The sequence below is a fragment of the Brevibacillus nigriterrae genome (genome assembly GCF_049846925.1).
Classification (GTDB): Bacteria; Bacillota; Bacilli; order Brevibacillales; family Brevibacillaceae; genus Brevibacillus_H.
In genome coordinates this window covers 63,583-80,869 of sequence record NZ_JBNCMT010000014.1, presented here as the reverse complement: position 1 = coordinate 80,869, position 17,287 = coordinate 63,583, and the positions used below count along the sequence as shown (strand labels likewise).

Genomic DNA, 17,287 nt, shown 5'->3' with positions numbered 1-17,287 from the left:
AACAATTCTAATTTATTGTGTCCGCTGTTATGGTGTTTGCTCTGAATGGGGGCTATAGCCCCCATTATCTTGTTTCCTCTTTTAATGGTGATTCTTTGAAGAGAGCCTTTAATAATGGTGGAGTAACTATTGTCGTAAGTATGACAACAACAATCACCGAAGTAAAGTATTTTTGACTTAACAAGCCTGACTCTAGACCAATAGCCGCTATTATCAGTGCGACTTCTCCACGTGATACCATACCTGCTCCTATAACGGCAGATGAACGCCAATTAAAACCAGTTAATTTAGCCCCGAAACCTGCCCCGACTATCTTCGCCAATATAGCCACAAGTGTTAAAGTGATTATTACGAGTAGTTGAGACACGAACCCATCAAACGTTACAGATAGACCGATACTTACAAAGAACACAGGTACAAAGATAGCGTAAGCTATTGGTTCAAGTTTCTCTTCAACTTCCTTTTTATATTCAGTTCTAGAGATAGCAATGCCTGCGGCAAATGCACCGATAATTCCTGCGACTCCAAGATACTCAGCCATATAAGCAAAAAAGAGACAAACTACGATTCCAATACTAATGACTGATTCCGTAACCTTAAGGGGGGCGAGTTTACGCATAACCCACGGTACAATTTTCCACCCAATGAGTATGACTAAAGCAAAGAAGATAATTTTCTTTAGAATCACCATACCCAAGTGAACTTCTTCTGTCGATAACAAACTCATTACTACTGCCAAGGAAATGACGACAAGAATGTCATCGACCAAAGCCGCACCAAGAACGGTGGTACTCTCGCGGCTCTTTAGTTTACCAAGTTCCTTAAAAGTTTGAACTGAGATACTGACAGAAGTCGCGGATAGCAACAAGCCGAGAAATAGAGCATGTGCGCTTTCCATTCCAATAGCGATTCCACTAATGTACCCAAGGCTCAGGGGTAATATAATACCTCCAACCGCTACAGCAACAGAAGCATTACGATTATTGTTCAGTTCCTTCAAGTCTGTCTCCAATCCTGCAAAGAACATCAGCAATAGTACGCCAATATTACTAAAGGTTGAGACGACATCAGAGGGATGCACCCACCCAAAAACAGCAGGCCCGATTATCACGCCGATAATGAGTTTGCCAAGCACTGAGGGTTGACCTAATCGTACTGCTACATCACCTGCAATTTTTGTGCTCAAGATGATAATCAATAATTGTAAAAAGAATTCCATTTAATTTTACCACCCTTCCGCATGACCATAAAAACGCAGAAAGAGCCTGCTTTGCGCAGACTCCACCGATTCATGCAAGTATTGAATTATAACCTCAGTATACCACAATGACTGTAATTTGCCCATTCTACATGCACCTATACTTGTCGGAGGCGTGATTAAATCAAAATTGTAAAAGTAACAAACTCCTTTCGTCATACGCTTCGTATCCACTTGAATGAGCGGTATCTTTGCCATAAGAATAGTGCACGGATGTAATTATCTAATCCGATTGCTACCCAAACCCCTATCAGTCCAAACCCGAAGTAAACACCAAGCAAGTAAACACCGAGTGTTCTAATCACCCAAATTCCTGCGGCTGTAACGTACATCGGGTATTTTGTGTCTCCTCCTGCCTGTAAGACAGACGTTAATGAAGTGACAACGGCTGTTGCAGGTTGGGTCAAGGTATCAATCCCCAATACTGTGACAATGAGTAGAATAACGCTTTTGTTATCCGTAAATATTCTTGCGGTTACGCTTGAACTAAGGAAAAGTATTAGTAATGTAATCGTCATGACGAGCATTAGAAGCAGTACGGAAGCCCTGCTGTACCGTCTAACAGCTTGAATATCTTTAGCCCCGATACTTTGACCGATGAGTGTTGCCGTTGCCGTTGCGATTCCAGTTCCGATTATTGTCGGGAATATAGTGAAGTTCCCTGCCAGTGTATGGGCGGAATATACTTCTACACCCATTCTTATTATCATCCCAAAATAAACAACCTGCCCAAATCTCATGAACAGACGTTCTAATGATGCAGGAATACCAAGACGGATTAAGGACTGCATAATATGTCGGTTCAATTGCCATACATGAGCCGACCATGAGATAAGATTCTTTTTGTGCAACTGCCTAAACAAGAGAAGGACACCTATTATTCGTGCTGATACCGTAGCAACTGCCGCCCCGACGATACCAAAACCTTGAAAGAACACGCCAAAAATCAGTACGTAATCGAGCACAATATGAATGACGTTCATAATCATCCCAATTTTTAATGGTGTTTTGGTGTCTCCTGTTCCTCTAAATAATGCTCCAAGGGTGTACATCATCGAGATAAATATTGAAGGGGTTGCTACAATGCGAAAATATGTAACACCTGATGCTAATACTTCGGGACTAGCGCCCATCACCTTCAATAAGTCCTCTGCAAAGAAGAACGACAACAACCCAAATAATATACCAATCATCAAAGTTAAGATAATCGAGTTGGAACTAACTTTAATTATCTGATTATTATTTCCTTCCCCTTTGAATCGGGATACTAATATTGTGGAACATGTTGCGATGGCAAGGAACACAGCAAAATATATCTGCAATATTGTGTTTGCAATGCCTACAGAAGCCACCTCAGCTAGCCCTAATTTTGAAATGAACAAAGTATCTACAAACCCGACCATGCTTTGCAGGAAATTCTCGGCAATTGCAGGTATGGCTAGGGCAAGAATTGACCTCCAATAAGTGTTCGATATTCTCATGTTAGGATACCTCATCAATCGAAAAGATAAATCGTGTGATTTTAGACAGACTAGGATTCAGTAAGGTAAGACGGTCAGTAACACCGTCAACGCTTCTTACATCTAGTTCAATGCAGTATGATTCCGGTTCTCTGAACTCATATCTTAGGGGTCTGTCTTTGGGGTCTGCTTCTAGCCCCTCCATACAATATTCCCCATGATTTAGGTTTACACCTCCTTGTGTGACGGTAATCGTTAGCTTATATTTGCCAACTTCTATTGGAAGCATGAAGGTACTGCATCCTAATCGGAACTGTCCGGTAAGAATCCCTTCACCTGAAAAGTTCCGAAATATAACTCCGCTCTTTTTCAAAAGTATTTCCCCTATCTCTGAATGAATGTTATTTTTTGATGTGCAGAGAGCCAAGAGTAGCATTTTCCTCAATGGCGACTGCTCTACTTTTGGAAATACCTAGTCTTTGGGCTACATAAATTCCGGTATGACCGGAGAACAAGTAACTAATGATGCAACCGATGAACATATACAGCGCACCTTCCGCCCCGAATAGTTCGATTCCCATAATGAAACAGGCAATAGGAGTATTAGTTGCACCGCTGAAAACGGAGATAAAACCAATTGCCGCTAGGAATGGGGCGGATAGTTGCAAATAATGTGCAAGTGCACTTCCCAAAGTCGAGCCAATTACAAATAATGGGGTTACTTCACCACCTTGAAACCCTGCTCCTAGTGTGAGTGACGTAAAGATTGTTTTAAGCAAGAAGGTGAACGGGGCTACACTTTCATTGAATGACTGCTGAATGAGCGGAATGCCCAAGCCTAGATAATCTCTTGTGCCGAAGAGGTACACCAAACCAATGATGACGAATCCGCCGCAAAAACTTTTAGTGACGGGGTTCTTGAATACCTTCGTAAAGAGTGCCTTTAGACGGTGGGTCAATTCACTGAAGAGCAAACCTACTAACCCGAACAAGACGGATGCAAAAAGGATTTTTAACAAGAGGGAGGTACTAAAGTCAGGTACATCTCCCATTTGATAATGCAGATGATGAATTCCCCAAGCTGTCGTAACCTTATCGCCTACGAAACTTGCGATAAAGCAGGGAATCAGGGCTTCGTATCGGATAAGACCAACAACAAGAACCTCAAGACCAAATACCGTACCTGCTAAGGGAGTGCCGAACACAGAACCGAAGCCGCTACTTATTCCACACATCAAAATGATTTTCCTGTCGAGTGGGTTTAGCTTAAAAACTTTACCAATCCATTCGGAAAAACTCCCCCCCATTTGTACCGCTGTTCCTTCTCGTCCTGCCGAACCGCCGAACAAATGTGTCACAATCGTTCCAAAGAGAACGAGGGGTGCCATTCGGAATGGGATAGTCCCATTACCTTCGTGAATCTGCTCTAGGATGAGGTTATTGCCTTTTGACGAATTCTTTCCGAACTTCAAATAAAAGTAACTGACGACAGCCCCACCGACAGGAAGAAGCCATAATAACCATGAATGGGAAGTTCGTGTGTTCGTTGCCCAATCCAAACTCGCCAAGAAAAGAGCAGACGCTGAACCAGTAAAGATACCTACAAGCCCACTTAATACAATCCACTTGAGCAAGGAAGCAAGGATTCCAACGTGAATCCACCTTTCAGCATAGCCCCTAACTCTTAACGCTTGCCCTTCAAAGAATTTTTTCAATTTTTGTCTCTCCTTCAATAATTCAGATAAAAACAAAAAACTCCTACCAGTTCATGTCAAATAAACATAAACTGGTAGGAGTCATTAGCACAAAGGCGGTTAATGGCGAACTCCATCGCCTATTCAGTTACTACTTTCAATAATATATCAACCTTCGTAGTTCGTGTCAATATCGACTAAAATGTGCGTACAAAGGTAATTCGAAAAAATTTTGTACGGAGCAAATGGGGGTAAACTCTGAAGCGACAACAAAAAGCGATTCACTAGGCACTGGGTGGGGTCAATAATACGCCCTACAAGCTGAACAGAGCCGCCCACTTACTTCCGGTTTACTCTGTTCAGCTTTGACCGTATAAAGCCTCTCAACGGCTCTCAGACAGTTTCAGTCACTTGTGTTACTTCTTGCTTCCGTCGATTAAGTTCACGATATAGCGAACCCTTGCTTACACCTGTCATTTCCTCAATTTGTGTTACTGTAAACTCTCCACTCTCATGCAACTTGACTGCTTTGTCTAACTTCTTATTATCAGTCTTAGGGCGACCTCCTTTACGTCCACGTGCCCTAGCCGCTTCAAGCCCTGCCACAGTTCGTTCATGGATGATTGATTTCTCAAACTCCGCAAATACAGCCATCATGCCGAACATCGCCTTTCCTGCCGCTGTAGATGTATCTATGTTATCGGAAAGGCTTACGAACTCAACGCCTTTCTTTTTCAGTTCGTCAAGTGTTGCTATTAGCTTTAGAGTTGAACGTGCTAGGCGGTCAAGTTTGTAAACAATGAAAGTGTCGCCTTCACGAAGCATATCTAAAGCCTTTTCAAGTTCGGGGCGGTTATCTTTGCCGCCGCTTGCTTTCTCAGTGTAGATACGGTCATATCCGAATTTTTCTAATGCGTCCATTTGTGAATTGAGTGACTGGTCAGCGGTTGACACCCTTGCGTAAGCTATTCTCATTGTTTACGTTCCCCTTTGTCTTTATCAGTAATTACATAGTATCATAAACGTACCTTTACGTAAATATGATTTTGAAACGAGTAACGTACCGACATACAAGCGGAATAGGGAACTTTTCAAGCTGTTTCGGAATCGTTTCATAAACAATCGTTTTCGTACCGCCTTTTAGAAACAAGCATAGGGAGGGAAAGGAATATGCCAAGGTGCGGAGTGCGATTAGGTGCAGGACGCAAAGCACAGGGGATAACTCGGAAGGTGTCACTGACACTAACGGAAGAACAATGGAATCAGATTGAATCATCAGGAGAGCCAACAGTAGCGGCATATATTCAGAGTCTTATGAATGAAGTGACTTTAATCAAAACTGAAATTATACCAATTTATGAAATAGGTAACTTGAATCATGTTGAGCATAAGATTGTACATAGGAAGGAAGCCGAGGAGTTTTGGTCTATTTTTGCTTCCTTTGAGGAATCAGCCGCCCCTGAGGTATTGGAGAGGGCTAGAGAGTCATTCTTGCGTGTGCTGTTCCCGAAGGGCGGTGACATATCACAAGTAGAGGTAAAGCCTAACTTCGTATGTCCTTTTACTGGAAAACGCTTCGGCTCAGTAAAGGCTATGATAAAGGCGGCTGTGCCGCACTTGGTACAATCGGAAATTAGGGGACGTTATGTAAAGCATGCTGTAACGTAAAGCTGTATTTCAAATCTGCCGACTTTACTTACTGTCAACGAACTTCCCCTGTCGTGCTGTACTACTTGTTCTCAGTTCTTTTCTCTGTTCTTATAATGTAAGTTCTTAGGGAAGCAATATGCCTAGGTATTACCTAGGGAAAATGAGCATGAGAGGGAAATATATTTCCTTCAATATAGAGTTAGAGGGAAAATAAATTCCGTGTACAGGGAAATATTTTTCCTTGTGTATGGAATTTATTTTCCTTGTCATTTCAATCAACGCCGACTAGCCAATCGCTCTTTAAGTTGTTCAAGTGTCATGCCTGTGTTCTCTTGTTTTGCTTCTTGTGCTTGCTGTGCTTTTATCTCAGCTTGGCTTTTGCCTTTCCTGTCTTTAAATGTACGCTCTTCATACGGGGTATGTTTGCTTCCCGTCTCTAAGTAGCGTTGGACATTATAAAGCGCATCACAGTCAGCCATTAGAAATGCTGTTGGGGTGATTTTATCAGTGGGCGGATAGTTCACAAAGAAGTTTTCAATGTGCTTCTTCATTGTTGGTTTTTGCACGGCTCTTTCATGGTCTCTATAATGATGCTGTAAGTCCTTGATGCAATCCTCAACACTTTTACCAGTCTTTTGGCTTTTTCTAGTGCTGTGAATCTTACCAGTGACCTTCCTGTACTCTTGAAGGAAGTACCTTGTAAATTCAGGATATGACCATGACTGCACATCATCAGGTAAATGGGTCTCTGTTGGTAAAGACTTGGCTTTGTTAATCTTAATCTTAGGTTTTGCTTGTCTAGTACCTACTGAAGCCCCATCAGCTTGAAGTTTCTCACTAAGGTAACTACGATACGCTGTTAGAATCATCTCACGTTGGCTCTCAGTGACGTTCATTAGGCTATTGACATAATCGTGTTCTACTGCTTGAACGGCGGCTGTAAAGGCTTGTAGAAGGCTATCCGCTCCATGTCCTATCTGTAACTCAGTGTTCGCAATCACTTCATTCTCGATTCGGCTAAGAAGCACGAACGGATTATTCTCAGGGTAGTCATTGATGGCAAAAATAAACTCGCCACCGTCCCCACCTTGAAGGGAGTAGGAATTGATAAACCCAAGTTCCTTCAAGCGTTTGGCATAGTTTTTTAATGTCTTGTCATCTTTGTTTCCGAATACTCTTTTTAGAAGAAGTCTTGACATGGCTACAGTAGTTGGAAGTTGGACATTGGCTACTTTAACCCGATTGACAATAAGTCCAAGCAATTTCAATGAATCACCTGTTAGGCGGTTACAACATGCTACTTCATTAGGAAGGGAGTAGAATCCAGTATGATACAGGATGAATCTGCCCGTCATTACTTCCGCCCCCTTCTCTGAATGTACTCTGCAACGTCTGAGCGGCTTATCATGTAAGAGCAGGTCTTACCCTCACCAATCTTCACAGCTTCTAGGTGACGTGCTTGTATGGCTCTTAGTATCGTCCTAGGGCTTACTCCTGCAATTTTTGCGGCTTCTTTGCGACTCAATATTTCTTTCATGTCCTGTTCCCCCTTGGAGTGGTATAAGCTAGTGACATTGAAGGCTAAAAAAATGCCCTCACACAATAAGTAATCGTTGCATGAGGGCGTTTAGTTGCGAAGGAAAATGCCTATAATAAAGACACGTCCTTATTCTCCGCCCCTGCATGACTCAGCAGGGGCTTTTTTGCATCCAGTCGGGGCGGCTACTCGTTCTCAGGAAAGATTCTGTCAAAGTCATAATTCATATCCTGTAGAAATACCTTTAGATTCGCCCTCTCAACATAGTAGGGATACTTGCCAACGCCCCGAATGTTGCCTGAGATTCGTTCGACCTGTAGCTTACCTTGTCTAATCCAACCATAGACCGCTTCATCACTGACCATGCGGCGGCTGTTTATAGACAGTCTTTGAGCGATTGTAGCAACGGTGTAATACTTTTCCATGATTAACGTCTCCCTTCTTTAATGGATTCCTCAATGAAGGTTCTTAAATCGGCTTCACGTACACGCCATAAAGAGCCACCTAACTTCATTGCTTTAATCCGTCCGTCATTGAGCCACTTATAGCAGGTGACCATTTCAATGTTCAATAGCTTGGCTACCTCGTCTGCGCTGTACAAGCGTCCTAGATACGTTTTCATGTCTTCCATTATTACTGACCTCCTGTAGTGTTATTGAGAATGAAGTTCCTGAGACTTTCCTGAGGAATCCGAATCGAACCCCCAACTTTACAGCTTGGCAGACCGCCATTGTTACACAGCCCGTAAACCGTTGTGTAAGATAGCTGTAGAATATCCATGACCTCACGGATAGTGTATAAACGTTCCATAGAGAACCGCCCCTTTCGGTTGTGAATTTGTTACATACCCAATATAAGTAATCAGGCGGTATGAATAACAAAGGCTTGTACAAATAAGGTAAAATCAATAATTTTCGATAATATCGGCTCATTTAGTTCAGGAAAGTGGAGAGAGCACGAAGCTAACCTATTTCAAAGAAAATCGGGGCATTAACGTAGATACATTCTGTGATAATAACGAGTTACCATCTGAACAAAACGCATATCCTTTCCGAAATCAATAATGATGAATTGGGGTATAAATTAAAGCCCATCGCAACGAATCGCGGACATAGAACGACGATTACTTGTGAGGGGGTTGATAATTATGAAGGTAGAACGGACATTTAACGGAAGCAATAACTTAGAGGATATTCTGCTTTCGATTATTAAGGCTCACATTGACAAGCTGAACAAGCCTGAATACGATGAGAATAGAGCAAACACCATTCCTTCAACGGACACTGAAGGGATGGCGAGTTAATATGAGTTTGAAAGTAGCGATTTATGCACGTGTAAGTACCACACGGGATGCTCAAAAAGACAGCATTGACAATCAGATTGCCTATGCAACGGATTGGGTTACAAGCAAAGGATGGACGGTAGCAGGTACTTACATCGACAATGGTATTAGTGGGCTAAAAGTAAAAAATCGTGCACAAATGCAACGATTACTTGCCGATGCGAAAAAGAAGAAGTTTGATGCGGTTATAGCTAAATCCGTTTCTCGACTTGGGAGGAATTTAGTTGAAAACTTGCAGACGGCAGACATTCTCGTTAGTTCCGGTGCTCGTTTGATTCTTCCTGAGGACAATTACGATTCTGCTACAAGTCAAAGTAAATTTAATTTCAATATTCGTGCTTTGTTAGCGGAAGAGGATAGTGCTACTTTCTCACGTAGAATTAAGATAGGAAGACAAGGGAGTGCTAAACGGGGAAAGTATCAGGCTTCATTGCCTGCATATGGTTACAGACGGGATGAGAACGGAAACTTAGTCCCTGATGAATTGACCACCCCAAATGTACAAAGCATTTTTCACTGGTATTTACATGACGGGTGGGGAATGCAGAAAATCAGTAACTACTTGACTGAACACGGCTACCCTACACCAAGAACAGTGTCTAATGCAGGTAATCAGGGGACGGTTTGGCAACAATCAAGTATAAAATTTATTTTGACCAACGTCACCTACACCGGAACACTATGCCAACATCGTGAAGAAGTAATAAGTCACATGTCTAAAGAACGGGTTAAAATTCCCGAAGATAAACAGATTATCTTCGAGAATGCCCACCCTGCCCTGATTTCAAAGGAAGATTTCCAAGCCGTACAAGACCTTATGAAATCAAAGGGAAAGAGCCACAGTAACGGTCAAGAAAGCCTATTCGCACACCTTATGCTGTGTCCTGATTGTGGTCAGGGTATGACATACCGTAAGGATAGACTAAAGATGCAGAGCGGAGCGTATGTCTGTTGTGGTTACGTCAAACGTGGGAAGGCATTCTGTTCTTCTCACATCATCGGGTATGATACGTTACTCGCGACTGTGAAGAATGACCTGAGGGAATTGATTGACAGTAACGTCAGATTGGATAGGTTATTCGATGCTGTGAAAGGGAATGTTGGTCTAAAACAAACTGCTCTAATCAAAGAGTTAAACAAGCTGAATAAGCAACAAGAACAGCTAGAGAAGAATGTACAGGGGCTTATAACTCTCTTCTCCAATCAGGCTCTTACCCTTGAGCAGTTTACCGCCCAAAATCAACGGAATCAGGAAGAACAACAAGCCCTTGCCAAACGCAAAGCGGAATTGGAATCCGTTCTCGAAACACAAAAAGACACGGAAGAGCAATTCCGTGCCTTTCAGAAGAAAATTGCGTTATTTGCACAGCTTGACATTGATGACGAGCAAGTTCTAAAACAACTGCTTCATCAGGTTATTCAGAAAATAGAAGTTCATCAAGACAGCACTATTAAAATTCACTACAACATTGCCCACCCTCAGGAAATGGGTGATTTATTGCAAGGGGCTTAATCAGAAGCCCCTTTCCATTTAAGTAACACTGTACACTCCACATGTCCCGTATGCGGAAACATATCCACCGGCTGCACTTCCTTTAACTCATACAAATCACCAAGCACCTTCAAATCCCTCGCTAAGGTCGAAGGATTACATGACACATAAACCACCCGCTTCGGCTTCATCTGCAAAATAGTCGTCAACAGCGCCTCATCGCATCCCTTACGAGGCGGATCAACCACAATCACATCAGGCCGTATCCCTTTTTCCTTCCAAGCAGGAATAACCTCTTCAGCGGCTCCGACCGCAAAACTAGCATTCGTTATCCCATTCAGTTCCGCATTGCGATGTGCGTCAGAAATGGCTTCCGGCACGATTTCCACGCCGTAGACATGCTTGGCTTTCTGTGCTAGGAAAAGGGAGATAGTACCGATTCCGCAGTACGCATCGATCACGCTTTCTTCACCCGTAAGCCCGGCGTATTCCAATGTCTTGTTATACAGCACCTCGGTTTGCGTCGGGTTCACCTGGTAGAATGACCTTGCCGAAATCGCAAATTTCACAGGGCCTATTGTGTCGTAAATGACGTCACTGCCCCACAGCGTATTAGTTGTATCTCCAAAAATAACGTTTGTCCGCTTCTCGTTAATGTTTTGCACAATGCTTTTCACATTCGGAATTTGCGTGCGAATTGACTCGATGAAATGATCCCGGCTCGGTATAAACGACTCAGTCGTAATCAACACGACCATCACTTCACCTGTGTTCGCTCCCACACGCACCACAACATGACGAAGCAAGCCAGTATGCTTTACTTCGTCATACGGCTGAATCCCCAGCTTACTTGCCGCCTGCTTTACCACCCGTACCACTTCGTCGTTAGCTTGATGTTGGATCAGGCACTCATCCATGTCGATAATGCGATGAGATTTCTCCGCATAAAATCCACCGACCAGTCCGCCTTCCTCTTCACCAATCGGCACTTGTGCCTTATTGCGGTAGCGCCACGGTTCTTCCATCCCAAGCGTCGGATGAACCGTGATACCTGCGCCCTCCAGATCAAAATCTCCGATGCGCTTCAGGTTTTCTTCCACAATTCGCCTTTTATGACGAAGCTGCTCTGCGTAGGAAACGTGCTGTAAGGAACAGCCTCCGCACTGATCGTAAACAGGACAGGGAGGCGTCACTCGCTCGGCACTTTGCTCCATAACTTCGAGTAAACGGGCAAAACCAAAATTCTTTTTGGTATGCTCCACTTGTACACGTACCTTTTCCCCTGGCAATGCTCCAGCGACGAACAAGGTATAGCCTTCATGGCGTCCTACTCCTGCTCCCTCATGATTGAGACCGGTAATTTCCAACTCAAGAATCTGATCGTTTTGCACGGGATAATTGCGCTCTTTCACAGGTTGAGCTGTAGAATGATGTCCCGAATGTTTTTTTGCCTTATCTCTCAAACCGCTTCTCGAAGAAGGATTCGATCTGTTTTTCGATTTTTTCGTAGGTTTGGTTCCTTTGGACACGAGATGTCTTGCTCCTTTTTGAAGTTCATTTTGAAAATTCTATGGCACGTAAACCCGCTGATGATTATGCAATGCCTGGCATTCACACGGCAGTTGTCCGCCCAGTTCGCCATCCAGGTTGAGTTGCATTTTGGCACTCCCTTGTGTTGTTGCTTTTAAATAGCTTGTTTGGAAGTACATGATGTTCGGGTCCTTCAAATGATCTCCCTTGACCGCATGGGTGGAAAGACGGATAAATTCGGGCAAACTCATTTTTTTGACAACCAGACAGTCGAACTTGCCATCTGATAAATCGGCCAGAGGTGCCAGCTTGTCGAAACCCCCGACAGAATGGCTGTTGGCGACCAGGAACATCATGATCTCATCGTCGATAACGACCTGATCACGGGTCTCGATTCGTACGTGGGTCGGGTGGATCGATGGCAGCTTCTCCATCCCTTTCACATAATAGGCGAGCTGTCCGATGACCGTCTTTAATTTACTAGGCACTTCATAGGTTAGCTCCGTCAAAGAGCCGCCACCCGCTATATTAATAAAGTAGCGATTGTTGATTCGCCCAATATCAATTTTCTTGGTTTTTTGTTTGGCGATGATTTCAGCCGATTTGCTGAGGGATTTGGGGATTCCGAGTGCTCGGGCAAAATCGTTGCTCGTGCCCGCCGGAATAATCCCTAAGGCAGGGCGATTCGGCTTATCTGCAATCCCGTTGACGACTTCATATAAGGTCCCGTCACCACCTGCCGCAATAATCACATCGAAGCCTCGACTAACTGCTTCTGCTGCTTCCTTGGTTGCATCTCCTGCTCCTTTGGTCGCATAGCATGATGTTTCAAATCCGGCATCTTCTAGTATATCCAGGATGTAGGGTAACTGGCGGCGAATCCCTTCTCTTCCCGAACTAGGATTGTAGATGAGTCGCGCTCTTTTTATTTTCACTCTTTTCCCTTCTTCCATCCAAACATTTCCGTGCTATCTTCTATCCATCATATCCTGTATAGCCGAATTTGGGAATCGCTATGCCTCAATTGTTGGGACATCGTGCTTTTCTTCTCATTTCTCTTTGTCAACAAGGGGGCACATGGTAAGATAAATATGGGAATTCATACTATTTTTTATAGGGGTGGGTCACGTGACGACTGGCATTATTGCAGGAGTAGATGTAGGTGGAACAGCCATTAAAATCGCTCTTTTCGATCAAGCGGGCAGCATGCTGCTCAAGACACAAGAACCTACTCCCGTAGCAGGCGGAGTAGATGCTATTATTGAAAGCGTTCACAAGACGATTCAACACCTAATCAGTCAGTTGAACACACCCGATGTACAGCTATTGGGGATTGGCGTCGGTGTACCCGGGTTTGTTGATAACAAGTCTGGTATTGTGTTTGAAGCAGTCAATCTGCATTGGAAAACGCACGTCCCACTCCGTGAAAAGCTCGAACATCTCACAAAAGTTCCTGTCTACGTAGGAAATGATGCCAATAATGCTGCTTTAGGCGAAATGTGGCAAGGTGCAGGCCAAGGCGCAACTGATCTCGTAGCCATCACACTGGGAACGGGTGTTGGCGGAGGAGTCATTGTTGAGGGCCGCGTGATCCAGGGCGTGACGGGAGCAGGCGGAGAAATTGGTCATATCACGGTTGAACCTACTGGAGGCCCTCCGTGCAATTGCGGTAAAACAGGCTGCCTGGAGAACTACGCTTCCGCCACAGGAATTATCCGGGAAGGAATGCGTGTCGCCAAGGACCAATCCAGCCCATTCCTGGCCGAGCGACTGTCCACCAACGGAAAAGTGAATGCAAAGGATGTTTTTGATGCGGCATTAGCTGGAGATGAAGCAGCCCTCGCTATTGTTGATCAGGCGGCACATTATCTCGGATTTGGCCTTTCCCAGCTCGCCAACATTCTCAACCCTGCCAAAATTGTCATCGGTGGCGGTGTATCTGCAGCAGGAGATTTCCTGTTTGATCGAATCCGCCAATCTTTTCAGAAGTTTACTTTGCCAATTGCTTTTCGTGCCTGCGAGATCCTTCCCGCTACAACAGGCAATGACGCTGGTGTGATCGGTGCGGCATGGCTGGTACATTCTCAACAATAATCTCAAGATAATCATAAAAGGATGATCAATAGTAGACATGACTACTATATGTCATCCTTTTCTTTTTGGCTGAATCAAGCCAATACCATTTCGATGAACTTCTTGTTGGCTTTGGACAGCCATTTGTTTTTGTGATACGAGACTTGCCCGTAAAACAGTAATGGCTCATCTGGCACATACTCGATCACCTTCATTTTTCCCTCTCGTAGAAGCCCTTCTACACTGATGTACGGCATCAAACTAATCCCTAACCCGCTAACTATACACTGTTTCATTGCTTCCATACTGGAAAACTCCAGATAATTACCTGCCATGATTCCTCTGCCCGACAAGTAACCATCAAAAAACCGCCGCAGCGCACAATTTTTCTCACTAAAAATAATACACTCACCGTTTAATTCGGAGATGTTGGAAATAGAAAGATTATTACCCCCAACAAAGACTAACGGCTCTTCTGAGCAGACGGCTGTAGCCAATTGCGGATCACTTACTTTTGGCTCCAATGTAATCGCTATGTCCAGTTCTCCCGAATGGAGCCTCTCTCGCAACGGCAGACAATTATCGTTGATGAGAGAAATCGTAACTTCTGGATAACTCTTTTTAAACTGAGACAGCACAGGCCCTAGCTTGTAAACGGTCATCGTTTCTGACGCACCGATGCGAAGCTCGCCTTTCAAATTCATATCATCAGAAGAAATCTGTTTGATCTTGGCGTGTGCGGCCAGCAACTCCCCTACATACGGAACCAACTCATGCCCTGCCGCAGTGAGCTGAATTCTCTTTCCCAATCGGTCAAACAAAGGAACTCCCAACTCTTCCTCCAGTTGCTGAATATGAGAAGTGATTGTGGCCTGGGAGTACTGTAGTGCTTGTGCTGCTTTTGTGAAGCTACTCAATTCAGCTACGGTTTTAAATGTTTGAAATTGCCGGATGTCGATGGTGAATCCCCCCATCAGCTTGCTTTGTTATCAGAATTCCCAAATGTTTTTATTGGATATTTCAATTTTACTAATGATTCATTGTATCATATGATCCTTGTGTGAATGGATTTCCACAACAAAAAATTTTTCTAAACTTTTTTGGGGAGCTGATTGTATGAAAAGAGTATGTTTGCTATTACCGAATGGTTTTGAAGCAGTTGAGGCAAGTGTGTTTACCGATGTCATTGGCTGGAACCTGAACCTTGGGGACGGCTCAACCGAACTCATTACCGTGGGCACCCGAAACGAACTGAAATGCACATGGAATTTTACAGTAATCCCGGAGAAAGTCATTTCAGATGTAACCGTAGATGAATTTGATGCATTAGCCCTGCCAGGTGGCTTCGAGACTGCAGGCTTTTATGAAGATGCCTTTCGTCCCGATGTTCTTGAGTTTATCCGCGAATTCGATCGACAAGGCAAAGTGATCGCCTCAATCTGTGTGGGTGCATTGGTGGTTGGCAAAAGTGGCGTATTACAGGGAAGAAACGCGACAACCTACAATCTCGGCAGTGGCAAACGACAAAAACAATTAGCTGAAATGGGGGCCAATGTGATTCCCGATCAGTCCATTGTCATCGACAACAATGTCATCACTTCTTATAATCCTGCTACTGCTTTTGATGTAGCCTTTACCCTGCTTGAGTCGCTTACTTCCACTGAAAATACAAACAATGTAAAACGAATGATGGGATTTCTGAAATAATACCCGCTACCGAGCAGAAGGAGTTACTGTATGAAAATAACCGCAAACACCGCATTGCTCTTGATCGATGTACAAAATCATTTTGATGATCGATCACTTGGCAGACGAAACAACCCGGATGCAGAGGAAAACATGGCGGCACTGTTGCAGATGTGGCGAAAAACGAATCGTCCAATCATCCACATCCAGCATATCAGCAACCCATCTTTACCTCATCACCCCGGTCGTGACATTAAAGAGATCGTTGCCCCGCTGCCACACGAACCCGTTATGATTAAAAATGTGAACAGTTCCTTTATTGGTACCAACCTTGAAAATTATCTAAAAGATTCCGGCATAGAATCACTGGTGATCGTCGGTCTGACAACGGACCACTGTGTTTCCACGACGACGAGAATGGCCAAAAACCTCGGGTTCAACCCGTTCATTGTGTCTGATGCGACAGCTACTTTTGACAGAATCAGCTTTGATGGAGAGCTATACCGGGCCGAAGATATACATAATTTGGCTCTGGTCAGCCTGCACGATGAATTCGCAACCGTGATCGATACGAAAGGCATACTACAATTGTTGGACGCGTAGTCCCTATTGAACTTTTTTCACCTTCACTTTACTTACTTCACTATTCTCGACATCTCCACTTGAATCTTCTGCTGACTTCGAACGGGTAGCAACCACGAGCAACGCCCCCGTCAAGACAGCCACCCCACCGAGAAGCTGCATCCATGTAATGTGCTCTTTTAACAAAAATGTGGATGCAGCAATCGTGATAACCGGCTCAACCGTACTGAGAATGGATGACTTTGTTGACCCGATCAGCTCCAAGCCCTTGAAAAAAGTAAACATGGCAACAACCGTAGAAATCACGGCAATCCCGGCAATAGACCACCATGCTCCTTCTGTAAAGTTAAAATGAAGCTGATTTGTTGACCAGCCCACTGTAAAAAATGACAAGGACGCAAAAAAGCTGATACAAACCGTGGCAAACAACGGGGGAATGTCCTTGATCAACCGATTCCCCGTAATGATGTAGACGGCATAGACAACTGCTGCAAGCAGCGCAAGCATAATTCCCATCAGGTTAATTTGTCCAAACGATGTACCCAAAATAAGGACAAGCCCGCCAATCGACAAAAGAATGGAGAAGACGGTTTGTTTGTTCAGTGCTTCTTTTTCGATGAAATAAGCCAAAATCGCAACGTAAATCGGAAATGTGTACAGCAAAAGCGCCGCAAGAGATGCAGGTATGTACTGCACCGCAGAGAGGTACGAAAATGACTGAACCGTATACAGAATGCCGCCCATCACGAAGAGCGACAAAACCTGCTTCACTGTAAGCCCCCATCGCTTGCGAGTAAACAAGATGACCAGCAGGAAGAGAACGGCAGCCATCAGGAAGCGCAACGCAAGCAAAGAAACTACATTACTCCCGCCTTGATAGGCATACACAGCAAAAATGGGCATGACCCCGAATGCAGCAGCAGACAATACAATATACAGAACACCGACATAGAACTGACCCACAGGAATGACCTACCTTATCC

Annotated in this window: 20 protein-coding genes and 1 riboswitch; of the genes, 6 read left to right on the top strand and 14 right to left on the bottom strand. The window is 44.1% G+C overall.

From position 1 onward, the window contains the following. Positions 1 to 64: 64 nt before the first annotated feature. From ACPW7N_RS12360 to ACPW7N_RS12340, 5 genes are all read right to left on the bottom strand, one after another. Positions 65 to 1,219: a cation:proton antiporter gene (locus ACPW7N_RS12360; RefSeq protein WP_425651393.1), complete on the bottom strand. Its 1,155-nt coding sequence runs from the start codon at positions 1,217 to 1,219 to the stop codon at positions 65 to 67. A gap of 194 nt (positions 1,220 to 1,413) precedes the next feature. Beyond that, positions 1,414 to 2,739: an MATE family efflux transporter gene (locus ACPW7N_RS12355; protein WP_425651392.1), complete on the bottom strand. Its 1,326-nt coding sequence runs from the start codon at positions 2,737 to 2,739 to the stop codon at positions 1,414 to 1,416. 1 nt (position 2,740) lies between these two features. Beyond that, positions 2,741 to 3,091 (bottom strand): hypothetical protein, encoded by a 351-nt coding sequence (locus ACPW7N_RS12350; RefSeq protein ID WP_425651391.1) that lies wholly within the window; start codon positions 3,089 to 3,091, stop codon positions 2,741 to 2,743. Between the two features lie 28 nt (positions 3,092 to 3,119). Then, entirely contained in the window at positions 3,120 to 4,433 is a 1,314-nt protein-coding gene (locus tag ACPW7N_RS12345; RefSeq protein WP_425651390.1) for a voltage-gated chloride channel family protein, read from the bottom strand. Between the two features lie 68 nt (positions 4,434 to 4,501). Further along, positions 4,502 to 4,562: riboswitch (Fluoride riboswitch) on the bottom strand. 243 nt (positions 4,563 to 4,805) lie between these two features. Continuing rightward, positions 4,806 to 5,387, bottom strand: a complete 582-nt coding sequence (locus ACPW7N_RS12340; protein WP_425651389.1) for a recombinase family protein — start codon at positions 5,385 to 5,387, stop codon at positions 4,806 to 4,808. Between the two features lie 195 nt (positions 5,388 to 5,582). On the opposite strand from ACPW7N_RS12340, the gene ACPW7N_RS12335 reads away from it, so the two are divergent. Next, on the top strand, positions 5,583 to 6,080 hold the full coding sequence (locus ACPW7N_RS12335; RefSeq protein ID WP_425651388.1) for a hypothetical protein: 498 nt from the start codon (positions 5,583 to 5,585) through the stop codon (positions 6,078 to 6,080). Between the two features lie 257 nt (positions 6,081 to 6,337). Here ACPW7N_RS12335 and ACPW7N_RS12330 read toward each other — a convergent pair whose 3' ends face one another. The 5 genes from ACPW7N_RS12330 to ACPW7N_RS12310 all read right to left on the bottom strand — a co-directional run bounded on the left by ACPW7N_RS12330 (position 6,338) and on the right by ACPW7N_RS12310 (position 8,409). Next, entirely contained in the window at positions 6,338 to 7,417 is a 1,080-nt protein-coding gene (locus tag ACPW7N_RS12330; protein ID WP_425651387.1) for a hypothetical protein, read from the bottom strand. Beyond that, a complete protein-coding gene (locus ACPW7N_RS12325; protein ID WP_425651386.1) occupies positions 7,417 to 7,599 on the bottom strand; it encodes a helix-turn-helix domain-containing protein in 183 nt (60 codons plus the stop codon). The genes ACPW7N_RS12330 and ACPW7N_RS12325 overlap by 1 nt, the downstream gene beginning before the upstream one ends. A gap of 185 nt (positions 7,600 to 7,784) precedes the next feature. Next, a complete protein-coding gene (locus ACPW7N_RS12320) occupies positions 7,785 to 8,024 on the bottom strand; it encodes a hypothetical protein (RefSeq protein WP_425651385.1) in 240 nt (79 codons plus the stop codon). 2 nt (positions 8,025 to 8,026) lie between these two features. Further along, on the bottom strand, positions 8,027 to 8,230 hold the full coding sequence (locus ACPW7N_RS12315) for a helix-turn-helix domain-containing protein (RefSeq protein ID WP_425651384.1): 204 nt from the start codon (positions 8,228 to 8,230) through the stop codon (positions 8,027 to 8,029). 2 nt (positions 8,231 to 8,232) lie between these two features. Further along, positions 8,233 to 8,409: a helix-turn-helix domain-containing protein gene (locus ACPW7N_RS12310; protein WP_425651383.1), complete on the bottom strand. Its 177-nt coding sequence runs from the start codon at positions 8,407 to 8,409 to the stop codon at positions 8,233 to 8,235. A 337-nt stretch (positions 8,410 to 8,746) separates the two neighbouring features. Between ACPW7N_RS12310 and ACPW7N_RS12305 the strand changes: the two genes are divergently transcribed. Both ACPW7N_RS12305 and ACPW7N_RS12300 read left to right on the top strand, forming a co-directional pair. After that, positions 8,747 to 8,902, top strand: a complete 156-nt coding sequence (locus ACPW7N_RS12305; RefSeq protein WP_425651382.1) for a hypothetical protein — start codon at positions 8,747 to 8,749, stop codon at positions 8,900 to 8,902. 1 nt (position 8,903) lies between these two features. Further along, a complete protein-coding gene (locus tag ACPW7N_RS12300) occupies positions 8,904 to 10,454 on the top strand; it encodes a recombinase family protein (RefSeq protein WP_425651381.1) in 1,551 nt (516 codons plus the stop codon). Here the strand turns inward: ACPW7N_RS12300 and rlmD are convergent. Both rlmD and ACPW7N_RS12290 read right to left on the bottom strand, forming a co-directional pair. Beyond that, positions 10,451 to 11,896 (bottom strand): 23S rRNA (uracil(1939)-C(5))-methyltransferase RlmD, encoded by a 1,446-nt coding sequence (gene rlmD / locus ACPW7N_RS12295; RefSeq protein ID WP_425651428.1) that lies wholly within the window; start codon positions 11,894 to 11,896, stop codon positions 10,451 to 10,453. The two genes, ACPW7N_RS12300 and rlmD, sit on opposite strands and share 4 nt — an antisense overlap. A gap of 105 nt (positions 11,897 to 12,001) precedes the next feature. Then, positions 12,002 to 12,892, bottom strand: a complete 891-nt coding sequence (locus tag ACPW7N_RS12290; RefSeq protein WP_425651427.1) for a diacylglycerol kinase — start codon at positions 12,890 to 12,892, stop codon at positions 12,002 to 12,004. Between the two features lie 199 nt (positions 12,893 to 13,091). On the opposite strand from ACPW7N_RS12290, the gene ACPW7N_RS12285 reads away from it, so the two are divergent. Then, complete coding sequence (locus tag ACPW7N_RS12285; RefSeq protein WP_425651380.1) at positions 13,092 to 14,057, top strand: ROK family glucokinase; 966 nt, start codon at positions 13,092 to 13,094, stop codon at positions 14,055 to 14,057. Between the two features lie 74 nt (positions 14,058 to 14,131). On the opposite strand, the gene ACPW7N_RS12280 is transcribed toward ACPW7N_RS12285, so the two are convergent. Further along, a complete protein-coding gene (locus tag ACPW7N_RS12280) occupies positions 14,132 to 15,010 on the bottom strand; it encodes a LysR family transcriptional regulator (protein ID WP_425651379.1) in 879 nt (292 codons plus the stop codon). 142 nt (positions 15,011 to 15,152) lie between these two features. Between ACPW7N_RS12280 and ACPW7N_RS12275 the strand changes: the two genes are divergently transcribed. Further along, on the top strand, positions 15,153 to 15,743 hold the full coding sequence (locus ACPW7N_RS12275; RefSeq protein WP_425651378.1) for a DJ-1/PfpI family protein: 591 nt from the start codon (positions 15,153 to 15,155) through the stop codon (positions 15,741 to 15,743). 36 nt (positions 15,744 to 15,779) lie between these two features. Further along, positions 15,780 to 16,325, top strand: a complete 546-nt coding sequence (locus ACPW7N_RS12270; protein ID WP_425651426.1) for a cysteine hydrolase family protein — start codon at positions 15,780 to 15,782, stop codon at positions 16,323 to 16,325. A gap of 3 nt (positions 16,326 to 16,328) precedes the next feature. Here the strand turns inward: ACPW7N_RS12270 and ACPW7N_RS12265 are convergent, their stop codons facing one another. Further along, on the bottom strand, positions 16,329 to 17,267 hold the full coding sequence (locus tag ACPW7N_RS12265) for a DMT family transporter (protein WP_425651377.1): 939 nt from the start codon (positions 17,265 to 17,267) through the stop codon (positions 16,329 to 16,331). Positions 17,268 to 17,287: the final 20 nt, after the last annotated feature.

Excerpts from the sequence above, each read along its gene's own strand:
- ACPW7N_RS12360 (WP_425651393.1), bottom strand. The coding sequence starts at position 1,219 with ATGGAATTCTTTTTACAATTATTGATTATCATCTTGAGCACAAAAATT.
- ACPW7N_RS12355 (WP_425651392.1), bottom strand. The coding sequence starts at position 2,739 with ATGAGAATATCGAACACTTATTGGAGGTCAATTCTTGCCCTAGCCATA.
- ACPW7N_RS12340 (WP_425651389.1), bottom strand. The coding sequence starts at position 5,387 with ATGAGAATAGCTTACGCAAGGGTGTCAACCGCTGACCAGTCACTCAAT.
- ACPW7N_RS12335 (WP_425651388.1), top strand. The coding sequence starts at position 5,583 with ATGCCAAGGTGCGGAGTGCGATTAGGTGCAGGACGCAAAGCACAGGGG.
- ACPW7N_RS12330 (WP_425651387.1), bottom strand. The coding sequence starts at position 7,417 with ATGACGGGCAGATTCATCCTGTATCATACTGGATTCTACTCCCTTCCT.
- ACPW7N_RS12325 (WP_425651386.1), bottom strand. The coding sequence starts at position 7,599 with ATGAAAGAAATATTGAGTCGCAAAGAAGCCGCAAAAATTGCAGGAGTA.
- ACPW7N_RS12320 (WP_425651385.1), bottom strand. The coding sequence starts at position 8,024 with ATGGAAAAGTATTACACCGTTGCTACAATCGCTCAAAGACTGTCTATA.
- ACPW7N_RS12315 (WP_425651384.1), bottom strand. The coding sequence starts at position 8,230 with ATGGAAGACATGAAAACGTATCTAGGACGCTTGTACAGCGCAGACGAG.
- ACPW7N_RS12310 (WP_425651383.1), bottom strand. The coding sequence starts at position 8,409 with ATGGAACGTTTATACACTATCCGTGAGGTCATGGATATTCTACAGCTA.
- ACPW7N_RS12305 (WP_425651382.1), top strand. The coding sequence starts at position 8,747 with ATGAAGGTAGAACGGACATTTAACGGAAGCAATAACTTAGAGGATATT.
- ACPW7N_RS12300 (WP_425651381.1), top strand. The coding sequence starts at position 8,904 with ATGAGTTTGAAAGTAGCGATTTATGCACGTGTAAGTACCACACGGGAT.
- ACPW7N_RS12280 (WP_425651379.1), bottom strand. The coding sequence starts at position 15,010 with ATGGGGGGATTCACCATCGACATCCGGCAATTTCAAACATTTAAAACC.
- ACPW7N_RS12275 (WP_425651378.1), top strand. The coding sequence starts at position 15,153 with ATGAAAAGAGTATGTTTGCTATTACCGAATGGTTTTGAAGCAGTTGAG.